This is a genomic window from Paenibacillus sp. P3E (genome assembly GCF_001909045.1).
In the GTDB taxonomy this organism is placed as follows: Bacteria; Bacillota; Bacilli; order Paenibacillales; family Paenibacillaceae; genus Paenibacillus_AQ; species Paenibacillus_AQ helianthi.
On sequence record NZ_LVWH01000198.1, the window covers coordinates 74498 to 89688 of the forward strand.

The following is a 15191-nucleotide window of genomic DNA, read 5'->3' on the forward strand; positions in this document are numbered from 1 at the left end:
ACTGGAAAAGCCTTGCTATCCCTTGCTGGCAAAGGATACTTCCTTATAACGGATATGTCATTTATCACTTTCCATAAAAACTGAATTCTCGGGATTTGGCACAAAACTAAGTTTATGCTTACGAAGCGGGTTTTGTACGAAGAGGATTCAGGATGTCATGCTCACAAAACTAAGTTTATGCTTACGAAGTAAGTTTTGTACGAAGAAGATTCAGGATGTCATGCTCACAAAACTAGGTTTATGCTTACGAAGTAAGTTTTGTACGAAGAGGATTCAGGATGTCATGCTCACAAAACTAGGGTTTATGCTTACGAAGCGAGTTTTGTACGAAGAGGATTCAGGATGTTATGCTCACAAAACTTTTAGGAGGAGCGCTTATGTTTGATGATCTGGATATTTTTGCTGCCGTCGTGGAGCATTCCAGCCTGAACCGGGCTTCGCGCCAGCTCAATTTGTCCCAGCCCGCCCTCTCCCGTAAAATCTCCAAGCTGGAGGAACGGCTCGGCGTTGCACTCTTCAACCGGTTCGGCAAGCGGCTGGAGCTGACGGAGGTAGGGCGCCTTACTTATACCTATGCGTTGGAGCAAAGGCAGCAGCGTTCCAAATTTCTGGAAGCGCTATCGAAGTTCAAGGAAGGGGAACCGCAGCTTGTAACACTCGGTGCCAGCCTAACTACACTCCAGACCACACTGCCGCCGCTGGTGAACGCCTACATGGAGAAATATCCGGCAGCCGAGCTGAAGCTGATCACCGGCAAGACGCATGAGATCGTCTCCTCGGTCAGCGAAGGCAGGTCCGATCTCGGAATTATCGCGTCCTCCACTCAGGAGCCGGGTCTGCGTTGTATCCCTCTGTTCGAGGATCAGCTCCGTCTGGTTGTCTCGGAGCATCACCCGCTGGCTCTGTCTGCGAAGCTGACCATGAGTGACCTCTCCCGGCTGCCGATGATCCTCTTCTCCAAGGGCACATGGTACCGCCGTATGACCGACGAGCTGTTTCAGCGCAGCGGTACCGATCCCGATGTGCGTATGGAGATCGACTCCTTCGAGGCGATTGTCCGGCTGCTGCCAACGATCAAAGCCGCGGCACTGCTGCCGAAGTCTTATCTGCGCTCCGAGCTGCTGAACGGCGGCGGGCTGGTCTCACTGCACATCAAGGAGCTGGAGCAGACCCGGCGGACGACATGTCTGATCTATCCAAGCAACGGGAGCTTAAGCAAGGCTGCACGCTGCCTCGTGCAGGTAACTGAAGCAGTGTTCCTGCCGGGACGGGAATAGCGATGCCTTGCTGCGCCTGCAGTTGAGTGCAGAAGGGGGAAATTGCGAGTGTTAACAGAAGATATAGTTTTAGACTGACCTTAGAAAATGAAACAGCGACAGCCAAGGACGAGATAATAACGTCAAAGACTGTCGCTGTTTCATTGAACTAAAGTTCCCCGTTAGTTCAATCTCTAACCCGACAACAACTTATTCCTCCACCCATCGTGATTTTCCTTTTTTTAACTTTCTTTCCCGTTCGATAAACAGGCTGCCGACCGGCAAAGCTCGTCGGCAATCGGACAATGTTCTTGACATTAACAAATGACAAGAGCTTGATCCGGTAATAAATAAAGCCCGCAATTCAAGCAGACTTCATTCGGCTAATGTTCTTTTAATCCGACATCGGACGGCCTGTCACGTGGGTATAGTTTCCGAATAATGACCGTGACAACAACTTTTATTCCACTAAACCCAAAGAAGCCGCGATTTACGCGGCACTTAATGAGATAAAGTTCTTGTCAACCGACACATGGCTGTGACAGGTCAAGTTAAGAGATCCTAAGAGCTCTTTTCATTTACGTATTATATATATTTTCACATTCTTCCACGGTCGGTTGATAAAAACAGTGCTTCTTCCATCGTCCTACGAACGGCTGATCATACCAAGTTGGCGGACATGGTCCGGGATTTTCGAACGATCCTGGACGGAAATACCATAGGGAGAATTCGCCTGGCCAATTCCGCTCCCCATTCACAGCCCGTTGCGCCAGACGGCGTTCCCTGTCTCTTGCGTTTTGATAGTACATACCATGTTGTAACGCTTCGAATGCATGCGGCTGGTTGATCATTTGTGGAATTGTCCGGATTCCTGTAAAATCGGAGCAATTCGCTCTTATTCGGTTAATGCCAACATTTCCAACAAGGAGCATGCCCATTTCCCCTTCGGTCTCAGCTTCAGCTCGAAGCAACCTTGCCAACATATCAATATCCTGTTTCCTGGATTTTACGACTGCCATTGGCTCACCTCTTTAGATTTCTAGACTTATCATATTGTAGGTGAAGCGGATGTGTTACTCTGGCAAAAGAGAGAGCGATAATAAACAGCCGTTCCACCGCACTCTTCTGCCCGTCAGCTTAATGAAGCATCGTCAGTCCCATATTTTATTTTCCCAGTCTACATTTATATTTGCAAGTCTATTCCTTTATTTTCAGTAGAAAACTTTATTTTCTCCTGACAGCGAGTCCTGATGTAGATGCAGTCGGGAATGTGTATCGCAGGCCATTATCAGGCTGGCGGCAAAATGCAATCTTGGGGCTACGGACTACACAATGACAAAGTAAATTCCGCCAATATCAAAGATGCCTACTCACGGATATTCATCACCCTTACCTCGCTCCAAACACAAACAAACGCCCGGATGCGTATCCGGGCGTTTGTTTGTGTTTCTATCGTTTAACATAACCTATAGTAGTAGTTACTCACAACTCCACATTCACCGCTTCGTTCTCGAACTCCACGATGCTTGCATTGGAACCGATGACCACCATAATATCCCCCTGATGCACATGGTCATGGGCTGTCGGGGCGACAATTACACCGTCTTCCCGGTTCAGGGCAATAATGCTGCAGCCGTATTTGGCCCGCGTGTTGAGCTCAGAGAGGCTCTTGCCATCCATACAGGCGGGAACAGTCAGCTCGACCACCTTGTAATCCTTGGAGAGCTCAATATAGTCCAGCAGGTTGGGCGTGGTCAGCTGATGAGCGACACGAATACCCATATCCCGTTCAGGAAAAATCACCCGGTCTACGCCAAGCTTGGACAAGGCCCGTCCGTGAAGGATCGAAATCGCCTTGGCCACCACTTGCTTCACACCCAGTTCTTTCAGCAGAATCGCCGCCAGGATGCTCCGCTCCATGTTATCGCCAATCGCCACAATGCCGCAGTCGAAGTTGCGCACACCCAGTGAGCGCATGATCCCCTCATCCGTGGCATCCGCAACGACGGCATGGGTCAGCTGGCCGCTCATTTCCTCTACGCGTTCCTCATAATGGTCAATACCGAGCACTTCATAGCCCATGGCCATCAGTTCCAGGGCAAGGCTTGAGCCGAAGCGGCCAAGACCGATGATGACAAACTGCTGTGCTTTCATAATGTCCGTAACTCCTTATCCAATTATCATTTTGCCTTCCGGGTATTTATATAATTGCTTACCCTGTTTCGGCCCAATTGCATACGCCAGTGTTAGAAGCCCAAGCCGTCCGGCGAACATGGTCAGACTGATCAGGATTTTTCCGAACTGGCTCAGCTCCGGAGTTAGCCCCATGCTGAGGCCCACTGTAGCGAAAGCCGAGGTAGTCTCGAACAGTATCATAAGAAACGCCCGATCCTCCGTGGTGGACAGGATCATCGAGACAGACACAACCAGCAGCAGCGCCAGCAGCGTAATCGTCAGCGCCTTGAATACACGTTCCTGTGCAAGCCGGTAGCGGAACAAGACAATATCCTCGCGGCCGCGCAGCATCGAGATTACTGCACCGATCATCAGGGTGAAGGTCGTAGTCTTGATGCCCCCGCCTGTGGAGCCTGGTGAAGCACCGATGAACATCAGGATGACGATGAAAAATTGCGAGGCCTGACGAAGACTGCCAATGTCCAATGTATTCGCTCCCGCTGTACGCGGGGTGACGGATTGAAAGAAGGCAGCCCAGATTTTACCCCCGAAGCTCAGCGGCCCCATGGTCCGGGAATTGGTGAATTCAAATACAAAAATAACAACTGCTCCAAGTAAAATCAGCGCCGCTGTCATCGACAGAACCACTTTGCTGTGGAGAGACAACCTGCGCGTGTGCCGAAATTCCACCAAATCGGACATCACGATGAAGCCAATGCCTCCAGATATAATCAGGAACATGACCACAAAGTTGACAATAGGGTCGTTTACATATCCGGTCAAGCTTCGGTAGTCTCCAAAGATATCAAACCCCGCATTATTGAACATCGATACCGCATGAAAAATACCAAAGTAGACAGCACGCCCCAGCGGCATATCAAATGCCCAGCGCAGTGAGAGTATAGCAGCAGCCGCGGCTTCAATGACGAGTGAATAGATGAGCACCTTGCGGATCAGCCGTACAATGCCTTCCATGGAGCTCTGATTCATGGCTTCCTGAAGAATCAGCCGGTCGCGCAGGGAGATTCTGCGTTTCAGCACCAGGGCGAACAGGGTGGCCATCGTCATGAACCCTAATCCCCCAACTTGAATAAGCAGCATGATTACAATTTGTCCAAACACAGTGAAATACGTACCTGTATCCACCACCACAAGCCCGGTGACACAGGTTGCCGAGGTTGCAGTAAACAATGCATCAATAAAATTGAGCGATACTCCTGATGTACTCGACATCGGAAGCATCAGAAGCAAGGTCCCGGTCAGAATGACGGCAGCAAAGCCAAGCACCAGAATCTGCGGCGGAGACAGCTTCAGAAATCTGAAATTTGTAATTTTTGGAATGGGTGAAGCCAAACATCTCATCCTTTCGCAACTTACGTAATAAACATACAAATTATAATCGTTATTACCCAACTTCACAAAGGTTCATTTTATATTTATCATTCCTGCTCTTGCTATTGTATGGTGCAAGATGGTACACTTCACTTATTAAGTGTATGGCATGTATCCATACACACATAACAACAAGGTTGGAGGAAGGAACCGATGGAGCAATCCTATGAGCTTTTACCGGAGCAATTCCAGATCAATCCTTCGCTCCCGATTTATGAGCAATTTGTTGATGCCATCCGTGGACGGATTGTAACCGGGCTCATCCCGCCCGGCTCGCGCCTGCCCTCTGTTCGGGAGCTGGCCGCGGGAAGAAATGTAAATCCGACCACTGCGGCCAGAACCTACCAGGAGCTTGAGCGTATCGGTCTAATCGTCACCCGTCGCGGCCAGGGAACCTTCGTTACCCTTGAGGAGGCGGTCATTGCAGAGGCACGCAAGACGATCATGCGCAAGGCCGTCCTAGAGTTCAAGTTCATAGCGGAGTCACTCGGACTCTCGGCAGAGCAAATGCTTAATTTCGATAAGGAGGATTCAAATGATAGACAATAACAAGCTTCCCGTACCCTATGATGAACCTGTCGCGGTGGAGTGCCAGGATGTAAGACTAATAGTGAAGAAAAAAATGATACTGGACGGAATCAGCTTTCAGATCCCGTCAGGCAGCATTACCGGCCTGCTTGGACCCAATGGCGCAGGTAAATCGTCTCTGCTACGCATTCTTGCCGGTCTGACCCTACCGGATTCAGGCTCTACACAGATTTTCGGCAAGCCCTCGGGAGTTGACCGGCTCGGTGTACTGTCTATGCTGCCTGACCGCGCGAATCTTCCCGGCTGGCTGACTGTAGCGCAGTGGCTGGGTTTTGCCCAAGGCATCTATCCGGACTGGGATGCAGACAAAGCTGAACAGCTGCTGCTCCAGCTCTCCGTCTCAACCGAGGCTCTCATTTCCGCAATGTCCCGGGGAGAAGAGGCACGTCTCCAGCTGCTGACCTGCCTGTCGCGGAAGGCACCGCTGATTATGCTGGATGAACCGTTTACCGGCGTTGACCTGATCTCCAGAGAACGCATCGCCTCGGCTGTGGTCGGCGAGCTGGCGGATGGCGCCCGGACCTTTCTCATTGCAACCCATGATATCCGTGAAATGGAGCTGCTGTTCGACCGGCTGATCCTGATGGGCGAAGGAAAAATCCAGGGCATCGAGGATGTTGACACTCTGCGCCGCTCCGGCAAATCAGTGGAATCCAGATACCGGGAAGTGTTCGCATGAGCGCGTTTAGAACACTAATCAACCTGGAATACAGCCGCTATGGTCCAGCCAGATTCAGCAAGAAGCAGCGCAGTCTGACTGTGCTGGTCCTGTTCTCTCTGTTGCTGCTTCTCGGTATGTATCTCCCGGGCTTCAACACATCGCAGCGGTCTCCGTTCATAACCGTTGCCCTCCTGCTGTGGACCGTGAGCGTGGGCATCTCCTTTCTTCATATGGCCTCCTTTCCAGGGCAGCGGAATAGGGATTGGGTGCTTACCTTTCCCCACAGCCGGCTCACCCTGCTCTATGCCAAAGGGGCCAGCCTGCTTAGACACAGCCTCAATCTTACGCTCCTGTTGTATATAGAAGCGATTGTCCTGTACTGCCTTTCAACCTTTACAGGACGTTATACGCCGCTTCCCGCCGGAGAGCTGATCTATACCCTTACAGCTTACGTAATGTTCATCCTTGTTCTTCTGCCAATAGCCGTTGTATTCGGCCTGCTGGCGAGCCTCATCATGCGTCCCGGCAGAGTTGCGCGGGTGCTGCTCCTCCCGTATTCAATTCTCTGGATGCTGCCGTTTATTCTTATTGGGCTTCTCAACTCACAGGCTCTGGGCATTTATGATATGCAATATACAGCACCATCGTATATCATCCTCTATACAGCTGCACTCCTCGTTGTCGGGTGGCCGGCCTGTTATTTTCTGATGCCCCGGATTGCGGTGAACGGGCTTGGACAAATGGGGGAACGCAGCATCCCTGCGGCAGCCTCCTCAAAGGCAGAGTCCGTCCGTAAACCGGAAAAGGACAGACACCTTTCGGCAAGGAGCCAATCACCATTCGTCACCCTGTACAAGCTTGACTCCAGCCGTCTGCAACAGATGGAGAAGCATCAAGCTGTACGCATCTTGAAGCTTGCCGCTCCCGTTATTGCCGTTGCGATGTTTTATTTCACCTCCGGCAATCTGAATGCGATGCAGTCCGCAATCCGTTTACCTTTCATATTTCCGGTATTGTTCGGTTCATTCTGGATGCTGCTGCGCAATAGCTTTGAACGCAAGCAATTACCCTGGTGGCTGGGATTTCCACAGAGCCGGCTGCGGCTGCTGCTGTCAGGGATTGCCGCTGTATGGGTTACAGTGATGCGTGTGAATGTGGTATTGGGGGTATCAGCTGTTGTTGGCCTTCTGGCCGGTCTCGCCGCAGGCAAGTCCAGTTTTCACGAGATGACCCAATATGTGTCCTGGCTGTTTTTCTCATTTCTGGTCTATACACTGGCCCTGACACTGGCACTTGGCCTGCTGCAAATCAGCTATTATCTGATGAGGTCACGAGCACTCTCCCTGCTGTTTTTGCCCGTTGCCTTTGCGGTTCCTTTACAGAGCAATCTGATCAATACATATATGTTCCCGGCATCTTACAGCAGCGGCTGGCATCCCGACTGGGCGTTACTCGGCTGGACTGCTGTATTGGGTCTGCCTTTTGCGGTATGCTGTATTCTTGCAGGCTCTAAATATTACCATCTTGTGCTGATGCAGAAGAATGAAGCCGTACGGACAAAACAAGCATAAGTACAGCTATCTTCACGTAAAAGGATAATACAGTATTTTTTTGTAAAAGGTCTGCCAGTAATACTATAATGAAAAATAACAGCATCATTATCATCACAAGGAGGCGTTACATGAATTCCGTCGGCCAGCCCCTACAGCAGCGGCCCCTTACTACCAGACTTATTCTTGCGGGTATTATCGGTCTCATCGTGTTCATTATGTTCCAGATCGCTCCCCAGCTCCTCGGGGGCACAGGTGAGTCTGACACCACCCCTATCAGCAAGAATGAGGCCCGCGAGCAAGCCGCCGTATTTGCAGCCAAGCAGCTTGGCCATCCGGAGTCCACAGGAGAAAAGTGGGCTGTAAGCTACCGGACCGACTCTTCTTTCTACGGCTATATGTCCCGGGAAAAACTTTTGGATCAATATTCCAAGAAGAAGCTCGATCAGCGTTATCCGTTCGATGTTTTTCATGCCGTGCTGCACGCTCCCGGCCAAGCCATCCCGATTTTGTCAGTGGATCTTAATATGTATACCGGCAAGGTCGTAGGCTTTGGGCGCGGCGAACATTCCGGCTTCAGCACGGGAACGGAGACAACTTCTGCTACCGCTCTTTCCAGCAAAAGCGCGGCCAGTGAGCCGGAGCTTTCACTTGAGCAGAAGGAGAACCTCGCCCGTCCCTGGCTTCAGTCTTGGGGAGCCAATCCCTCCAAGCTGCAAATCCAGGCGGATAGTGACAATTATGGACTGGTCTATACCGACAGCTCGGTCAAGGTTGGAGAATCGCAGCTGCAATACCGGTTCAAATTCCAGCAGGAGCAGGTCTCGTATTTCCGGGCTGGATTCTCGGCTCCCGCCTGGCATATCAGCTATGTCAAAGATCAAACGTCCATGGCCACTTGGGTGACCGGGCTCGGCTATGGCATACCCACACTGGCACTGGGCATTCTGGCGTTGATCTACAGCATTCTGCGCAGAGGGCATACTTCGTTCAAGCGGGGGATTTTCCTCAGCGCCGCCCATTTTGTAATCATGCTGGTCAGCACCTATAACATGCTGCCGGAGGCCAGCGGAGACAGCCTACAGAGCCGTTTAACGGGCCTCATCACGCTCATCTTCTATATCTTCTACAGTCTGCTGATGTCTCTGATGCTCTACTTCTCGCTGGTGGGAGGCAACGGCCTGTGGCGTAAAGAAGAAGATCTGAACCCCTGGCCGCGGGCCAAAGAACCGGGTTATGGGCGGTATGTGCTGGACAGTATGCGTGCCGGCTATGTCTGGGCCTTTATCCTGCTTGGCGTACAGACCATCATGTTCATTATCCTGTCATTCACCTTGCATAACTGGTCCACCACCGACGCCAGCCAGTCTCCATACAACATGAGATATGCCTGGCTGCTGCCTATTGTGGCCTGGCTTGCCGGGTTGTCCGAGGAAGCCATCTACCGTCTGTTCGGTATCCGTATGGTCAAGAAAATCGTTCGCAATACCTTCCTGGCCTCTTTGATCACCACACTGGTCTGGGCGTTCGGACATACCCTGTATCCGATCTATCCCATCAGCTCGCGTCCGATTGAGCTGACCGTGATCGGCCTGCTGTTCAGCTACATTTTCCTGCGCTACGGCTTCATCGCCGTTATGTTCAGCCACGTGGTGTTTGACAGCATCCTGATGGGCGCCACCTTGATCTTTATGAAGGAATCCGTAAATATCAGCGCGGGTATTGTCACCATCGTGCTGCCGTTCATCGTGGGTTATATCGTGTACCGGTTCAATCCGCCGCGCAAAGTGGAACAGGCTGAACCGGTGAATCCACTAGTATAACTCAAAGAGCACACACACAAAACGGCTGAGCCTCCTTATGATAAGGAAAGCTCAGCCGTTTCTGCATTGATGCATAAATGATAGTACTTTATAATGACGGTTCTTCATCCTTGAGGGCATCCAGAATCTGTGCAGCCAGCTTGTCGCCGATCGACAGCGGGCGGAAGTCCTCGATTGCGGCTTCCTTGATTTTTTTGAGGGACCCGAAATGCTTCAGCAGCAGCTTGCGCCGCTTCTCGCCGATGCCCGGAATGGAATCCAGCTTCGAGGTCACCATCGATTTGGCGCGCTGTTCGCGGTGGAACGTAATCGCAAACCGGTGAACTTCATCCTGAATACGCTGCAGCAGATAAAACTCCTGACTGTCCCGTGCCAGGCTCACCGGTTCGGCGGAATCCCCGACCAGCAGCTGCGCCGTTCTGTGCTTGTCGTCCTTCACCAGACCGCAGACCGGGATGTACAGCCCCAGCTCATTCTGCAGAATGTCAATGGCGGAGGAGATCTGCCCTTTCCCTCCATCGACCACAATCAGATCCGGCTGCGGCAGGTTCTCCTTCAGCACTCGTTCATAGCGGCGGCGGATTACCTCGCGCATCGTTTCGTAATCATCCGGTCCCTGTACCGAGCGGACCTTGTATTTGCGGTATTCCTTGCGCGCCGGCTTGCCGTCTATAAACACAACCATCGCGGATACCGGGTTGGTTCCCTGGATATTCGAGTTATCAAAAGCCTCAATCCGGCTAAGTGACTCCAGGCCCAGGCTCTGCCCCAGGCTGCTGGCTGCACCGGAAGTGCGTTCTTCATCCCGCTCGATCAGGCGGAACTTCTCATCCAGTGCCACCCGGCCGTTCTGGCATGCCATTCCGACCATTTGCTTCTTCAAGCCGCGTTGGGGTACCAGTACCTTGACACCCAGCCATTCCTGAAGCGCAGCTGCACCGCCTGCTGCGTCCACGTTTCCTTCGGTGGCCGCCTCAGTCACCTCAGTCACCTCAGTCACCTCAGTCACCTCAGCCGCCTCAGCTTCACCAGTAGTCTCAGCCGCGAGCCCCGCCACATTATCCAGCGTATCTTCGGTATCTGCCCCCTCAGCCTCACTGCTAACAGCCAATTGCGGCTTGCCTGATGCATCCGTGCCTTCAAGCACGGTTTCCGGCAGCAGAATTTCCTGCGGCAGGGCCGGGTTCTCGCTATAATACTGCGTTACATAGGAGATGAAATCGCTGTACGCCTCCCCGTAGAAAGGGAACACCGAGGAGTGACGCTGGATCATTTTCCCCTGACGCATATACAGGATTTGTACGCACATCCAGCCCTTGTCCACAGCATAACCGAATACATCGCGGTCTTTGGTATCAGCGGTGTTGATTTTCTGCTTCTCCATCAAGGCATCAATGTTGATAATCTGGTCACGAAGCTCCTTGGCCCGTTCGAAATACAGTTCCTCCGCGGCTTCCTGCATTTTTTTCTGCAGATCCTTCTTGACTGCCTCATGGCCGCCCCCCAAGAAACTGGCAATGCTCTGGGTAATCTCCTCGTAAGCAGACTTAGGCACTTCCTTCTCGCAGGGCGCCAGACACTGGCCCATATGATAGTACAGACAGACTTCCTTGGGCATTACACCGCATTTGCGCAGCGGATACATCCGGTCGAGCAGCTTCTTGGTCTGATGGGCCGCGTAGGCATTCGGATACGGTCCGAAATATTTTGCTTTATCCTTAATCACCCGGCGCGTAACCTCCAGGCGCGGATGAGCTTCATTCGTGATTTTTAGATACGGGAATGTCTTGTCATCCTTCAAAAGCACATTATAACGCGGCATATGCTTCTTGATCAGATTGCACTCCAGAATGAGCGCTTCCATGTTGCTGGACGTAACGATATATTCAAAGTCGACAATATTGGCGACTAGCCTCTGCGTCTTCCCGTTATGGCTGCCTGTGAAATATGAGCGAACCCGGTTCTTCAGCACCTTGGCCTTGCCCACATAAATAATCGTGCCCTCTTCATTCTTCATCAGATAGCACCCGGGCAGGTCGGGCAATAGTGCCAGTTTGTTGCGGATATTATCCATATAATCCATGATTTCTCCCCCACCTGTACAACACCGTGATAACTTAAGTTTAAGATATAAGTCGCTATGGGTTCAACCCCAAACCCCGGAATCCAACTTATTTCTGATACCACAAACATTCGTATATTTCAAAAGAGCGCGGTTTCCATTCGACGCACAAAGCGCCTTCGGATAAACCGAAGGCGCTTTGGCGGCAGGGCAGAGGCCCCGGGGAAGACAGCATCATCTTACTGATGTTTGGCTACAATATTCTTAAGGGAATCCTTGGAGTTCAGTCCTACAACTTTATCCACAGGCTGGCCGTCTTTGAAGAAAATCAAGGTAGGAATACTCATGACTCCAAAACGGGAAGCCGTTTCCGGATTTTCATCCACGTTCAGCTTGGCAATTTTCACATCGTCACCCAGCTCGGTGGACAGCTCCTCCAGAATTGGGGCAAGCATTTTGCAAGGGCCACACCAAGGTGCCCAGAAATCTACTACTACAGTACCTTGACCTTCAACTTCACCCACAAAGGATTGGTCAGACACGTTCACGATAGCCATGATATTGTTCCTCCTTTAAGTTGTACGAAGCTTTCATCCGCTTCTATAACTCATAAGCCTAGTGTGGCGAATTCACTCCGAAATTATAACGGATAAAATGTTTCATGTAATATGATAACCAGATTACCATTTACCGACACATCCACAGTATAACATATTTACAGTGACTTTGTGTAATGTTTTATGAAATTAAATTGTATAAAATCAAATATTCCGCCGCAGTCTCTGCTTTACAACATTCCAGGGACTTCGTATACTTGAGGAAAGCGCATTAATTGTCAATGACTTCTCTCACACGTCTAACTGTAACCCACTAATTGCAGTCATGCAACTGCAAGGAGGAAAAAAGATGGATGTCAACGCGCAAGCACGTGATCCGCGGGAGCATATCAACGAGGAGCCACGCAATGACCTGGGCGATTTGCTGGCCGGTTTCTTCGGAATGACGGGATTCATGACCGTTGTTTTCTTTGGTATGGTGATTATCAAGTTTTTGTCCGAGTAATTGCCGGGCCATACCCCGTATTGCCTGCCAAAGCGCAAAATCCGGCCTTTTCCTATATGGAAGAAGCCGGATTTTGCTAATTTATAGGATATCTTTTATCTGCTCATTCCCCGCTGATTCTCCCCGTGAAGCGGGATCACATCCACAAACGGTGCAATCCGGTCCATCAGGCGCTGGCCTTTATAGATCTCCTCGCCGTCCTTGCTTGTAATACTCAGATGCTTCTCCAGCCCGTCCAAAGGATAGTTTGAAGTGTAAAAAGTCGGCTTACGGTTCATCCGGTGGTTCAGGATCGCACCCAGCACATGGTCACGGGCCCAAGGGTTGAGGTTCTCCGCCCCGATATCGTCAAAGATCAGCAGGTCACAATTCTTCATCGTGTCCACCATTTCCTTAAGCTTCTGATTATCCATCATAATCAGCTTGAGCTCCTCGATGAAATCAGGCATGTATACGATCACGCCGCTGTACCCGGCAATCGCCAGCTCATGCAGCATATAGCACATCAAAAATGTTTTGCCTGTTCCAAAAGAGCCCTGCAGATATATCCCCCGTGAGGTTAGGCCATTCTCTTTGGCACTGGCTATATAATCAAATATCCGGTTCACAGCGGAGACCCGGCGGGGGTCCTTGCCCATAATGTCAATCTCATCGTAGCCGCCGTTCAACACGCGTTCATCTACATAAAAGCTGCGGATACGCTTGCGGATGCTATCCTGGTTATCCCGGGCAATCTTAAGGTTGCAGGCTGTCTTCCGTTCGTACAGATCTGCCGTACCATTAACCGTCTCAACAGTAAGTTTGCTGTAGTGGCCCTGGAAATCATTCGGGCATTTCTCCAGGCCGGGACAATTCGCACAATGGCGGCTTTCTTCTACATATTGATACAGGCGGCTTAAATGAAGCCGCAGCCGCGACTCGTCCAGCTCAGGATGCTCGGCTTGAAGCTGCTTCACCAAAGGATGGTTCAGCAGGTTCTGCTCAAGATCACGGGAGCGCTGGCGGAGCGCGGAATTGTTCATCGAACGCAGCACTTCGCCCATAGACTCCATAGCCGCACCTCGCTTTCTTTATGGCGTCTTGGATACGCCTTTCTTCTTACTGGCCTTGATTTCAGCCGCCTTCTTCATCATCGCCGCGAACTCTTCTTCGGATACCGTCCCGGCGCTGCCGTCATCCAGCACAATCGGAATCTCGGCTTTGCCGGAACGGCCGCCGGCTTTGCTGTAGCTGCGCTGGCGCGTTCCACCTGATGCCGTTGACCCCGTTGCTGAACCTTTACCCTTAACCTTGGTCTGGTCTCGGATATAACGGACAGCCTTCTCGTAGGTGTTCACCTGCTTGACCAGCATATTCGAGGCAATCGCCTCCACGAAGTTACGGTTCATCCGCTGATCGCCCCCGGAGGCTACCATGGTCATCAGATAATGAATGAGTACATTAATGACTTCCCCGCTCAGCTTATAATTCAGATCAATCTTCTCAAAAGTATCCATCAGCTGTGTGGGCACGGCACCCGGGAAAAAAGTCTGCAGCAGACGTGTATAAGGCTCGTTGCGAAGCATCATATTATATTGGTGAATGTCGCATTTGGACAGAAATTGCGGAGGCACCTCCACATAATATTCCATTTCGACGGACTGCTCCAGCGGAGCGATGGAATCATCGCCTTCCACGGCAGCAGCAGAGCGCAGCGCCACCACCTTCGCTGCGGCAACCTCCCGCTTCTCCTGGCGTTTCATATCCTGGCGGAAATGCTGGCTTGCCTTGTACTGCAGTGCATCCAGAATCACTTCGCCATCCGGCGTAAATACCCCGTCCTCATCCAGCAGACGGGACAGGTCTTGCGGGCTAAGCTCATACTTATGAGCTACATAATTGATCATCCCCATCTGGGTATGGTCAAAACGCAGCTTCTCGACATGAACCCGGTTGACTGATTCCCGCGGAAACCGCAGGATAATATCACTGTACCCGATAGCAGGTTCCCCGGTTTCCCGCATGCCGGGCTGCTTGACCGTTGCCACCTCAGCCAAAGCCTGCTCCAGTTCGTAATCGATCACATGGGTATTGAGTTGAAAAATATCATAAAAGGGCAGGGAAATATTTTCTTTGCCGATCGACCGGCGGCTCCATTCCTCCGGTTCCCGGTTCCAGAACTGCTCACGCAGGGACAGCACGGCAAATTTACCGATTTTGTCACGCAGCAGCAGTGTTAAATGCTGGGTTGCAAAAAAATCAGCCGGCGACAGCGGCGGCAGCAGTTCGTATTCGTACATATAATCATCAGTCTCCGCTACAAAGATTCGGCAGGTCTGCAGCAGTCCCACCGCCTCCAGCCGGGAAGCCTGATCCACTATATATTTGCGGCCCTTCTCATTGGGTTCCACACCCAGCGTCATGAACAGACGGCGCTGCTGCTCCACCGGAGAGTAGCCGATTGCTTCAGCCGGAATATGCTCAAACAGCAGACGGTACAGACTGATGGCAAAAGCGCCTACCATCGGCTGATAGACCGAGCCCAGCATACGTGCATCTACACTGCTTAGACCGAATTCGCGGGAAACGCAGTACCGATGATGTTCGGTGAAATGATGCAGGTGACTCATGCGCATCTGCGGA

The 15191-nt window shown here is 51.4% G+C and carries 13 protein-coding genes; 6 read left to right on the plus strand and 7 right to left on the minus strand.

The window, feature by feature from the left end; all coding sequences use genetic code 11:
* Window positions 1-377 precede the first annotated feature (377 nt).
* Window positions 378-1277, plus strand: a complete 900-nt coding sequence (locus A3842_RS24340) for a LysR family transcriptional regulator (protein ID WP_074103018.1) — start codon at window positions 378-380, stop codon at window positions 1275-1277.
* Window positions 1278-1834: 557 nt separating this feature from the next.
* Here A3842_RS24340 and A3842_RS24345 read toward each other — a convergent pair.
* The 3 genes from A3842_RS24345 to A3842_RS24355 all read right to left on the minus strand — a co-directional run bounded on the left by A3842_RS24345 (window position 1835) and on the right by A3842_RS24355 (window position 4784).
* Entirely contained in the window at window positions 1835-2275 is a 441-nt protein-coding gene (locus A3842_RS24345; protein ID WP_074103019.1) for a cell wall hydrolase, read from the minus strand.
* A 463-nt stretch (window positions 2276-2738) separates the two neighbouring features.
* A complete protein-coding gene (locus A3842_RS24350) occupies window positions 2739-3410 on the minus strand; it encodes a potassium channel family protein (RefSeq protein ID WP_074103020.1) in 672 nt (223 codons plus the stop codon).
* 15 nt (window positions 3411-3425) lie between these two features.
* A complete protein-coding gene (locus A3842_RS24355; protein ID WP_256701848.1) occupies window positions 3426-4784 on the minus strand; it encodes a TrkH family potassium uptake protein in 1359 nt (452 codons plus the stop codon).
* A 192-nt stretch (window positions 4785-4976) separates the two neighbouring features.
* Here A3842_RS24355 and A3842_RS24360 point away from each other — a divergent pair, with 192 nt between their 5' ends.
* From A3842_RS24360 to A3842_RS24375, 4 genes are all read left to right on the plus strand, one after another.
* Window positions 4977-5372: a GntR family transcriptional regulator gene (locus A3842_RS24360; protein ID WP_074103022.1), complete on the plus strand. Its 396-nt coding sequence runs from the start codon at window positions 4977-4979 to the stop codon at window positions 5370-5372.
* Window positions 5359-6090: an ATP-binding cassette domain-containing protein gene (locus tag A3842_RS24365; protein WP_083609716.1), complete on the plus strand. Its 732-nt coding sequence runs from the start codon at window positions 5359-5361 to the stop codon at window positions 6088-6090. Before A3842_RS24360 ends, A3842_RS24365 begins: the two co-directional genes overlap by 14 nt.
* Complete coding sequence (locus A3842_RS24370) at window positions 6087-7643, plus strand: hypothetical protein (RefSeq protein ID WP_074103023.1); 1557 nt, start codon at window positions 6087-6089, stop codon at window positions 7641-7643. The genes A3842_RS24365 and A3842_RS24370 overlap by 4 nt, the downstream gene beginning before the upstream one ends.
* 110 nt (window positions 7644-7753) lie before the next feature.
* Window positions 7754-9445 carry a CPBP family intramembrane glutamic endopeptidase gene (locus A3842_RS24375; protein WP_074103024.1) on the plus strand — a complete coding sequence of 564 codons (1692 nt, stop codon included), beginning with the start codon at window positions 7754-7756 and terminating at the stop codon, window positions 9443-9445.
* 88 nt (window positions 9446-9533) lie between these two features.
* Here A3842_RS24375 and uvrC read toward each other — a convergent pair whose 3' ends face one another.
* Together uvrC and trxA are read right to left on the minus strand one after the other, a co-directional pair.
* On the minus strand, window positions 9534-11528 hold the full coding sequence (gene uvrC / locus A3842_RS24380) for an excinuclease ABC subunit UvrC (RefSeq protein ID WP_074103025.1): 1995 nt from the start codon (window positions 11526-11528) through the stop codon (window positions 9534-9536).
* A gap of 218 nt (window positions 11529-11746) precedes the next feature.
* Window positions 11747-12064 carry a thioredoxin gene (gene trxA / locus A3842_RS24385; protein WP_020430371.1) on the minus strand — a complete coding sequence of 106 codons (318 nt, stop codon included), beginning with the start codon at window positions 12062-12064 and terminating at the stop codon, window positions 11747-11749.
* A gap of 349 nt (window positions 12065-12413) precedes the next feature.
* Here trxA and A3842_RS32185 point away from each other — a divergent pair, with 349 nt between their 5' ends.
* The gene (locus A3842_RS32185; RefSeq protein WP_143186354.1) at window positions 12414-12569 is read left to right on the plus strand and encodes a YqzM family protein; all 156 of its coding nucleotides are present in this window, start codon (window positions 12414-12416) and stop codon (window positions 12567-12569) included.
* A 95-nt stretch (window positions 12570-12664) separates the two neighbouring features.
* On the opposite strand, the gene dnaI is transcribed toward A3842_RS32185, so the two are convergent.
* The gene (gene dnaI / locus A3842_RS24390; RefSeq protein WP_074087160.1) at window positions 12665-13621 is read right to left on the minus strand and encodes a primosomal protein DnaI; all 957 of its coding nucleotides are present in this window, start codon (window positions 13619-13621) and stop codon (window positions 12665-12667) included.
* A gap of 18 nt (window positions 13622-13639) precedes the next feature.
* Window positions 13640-15184: a replication initiation and membrane attachment family protein gene (locus A3842_RS24395; RefSeq protein ID WP_074103026.1), complete on the minus strand. Its 1545-nt coding sequence runs from the start codon at window positions 15182-15184 to the stop codon at window positions 13640-13642.
* Window positions 15185-15191 lie beyond the last annotated feature (7 nt).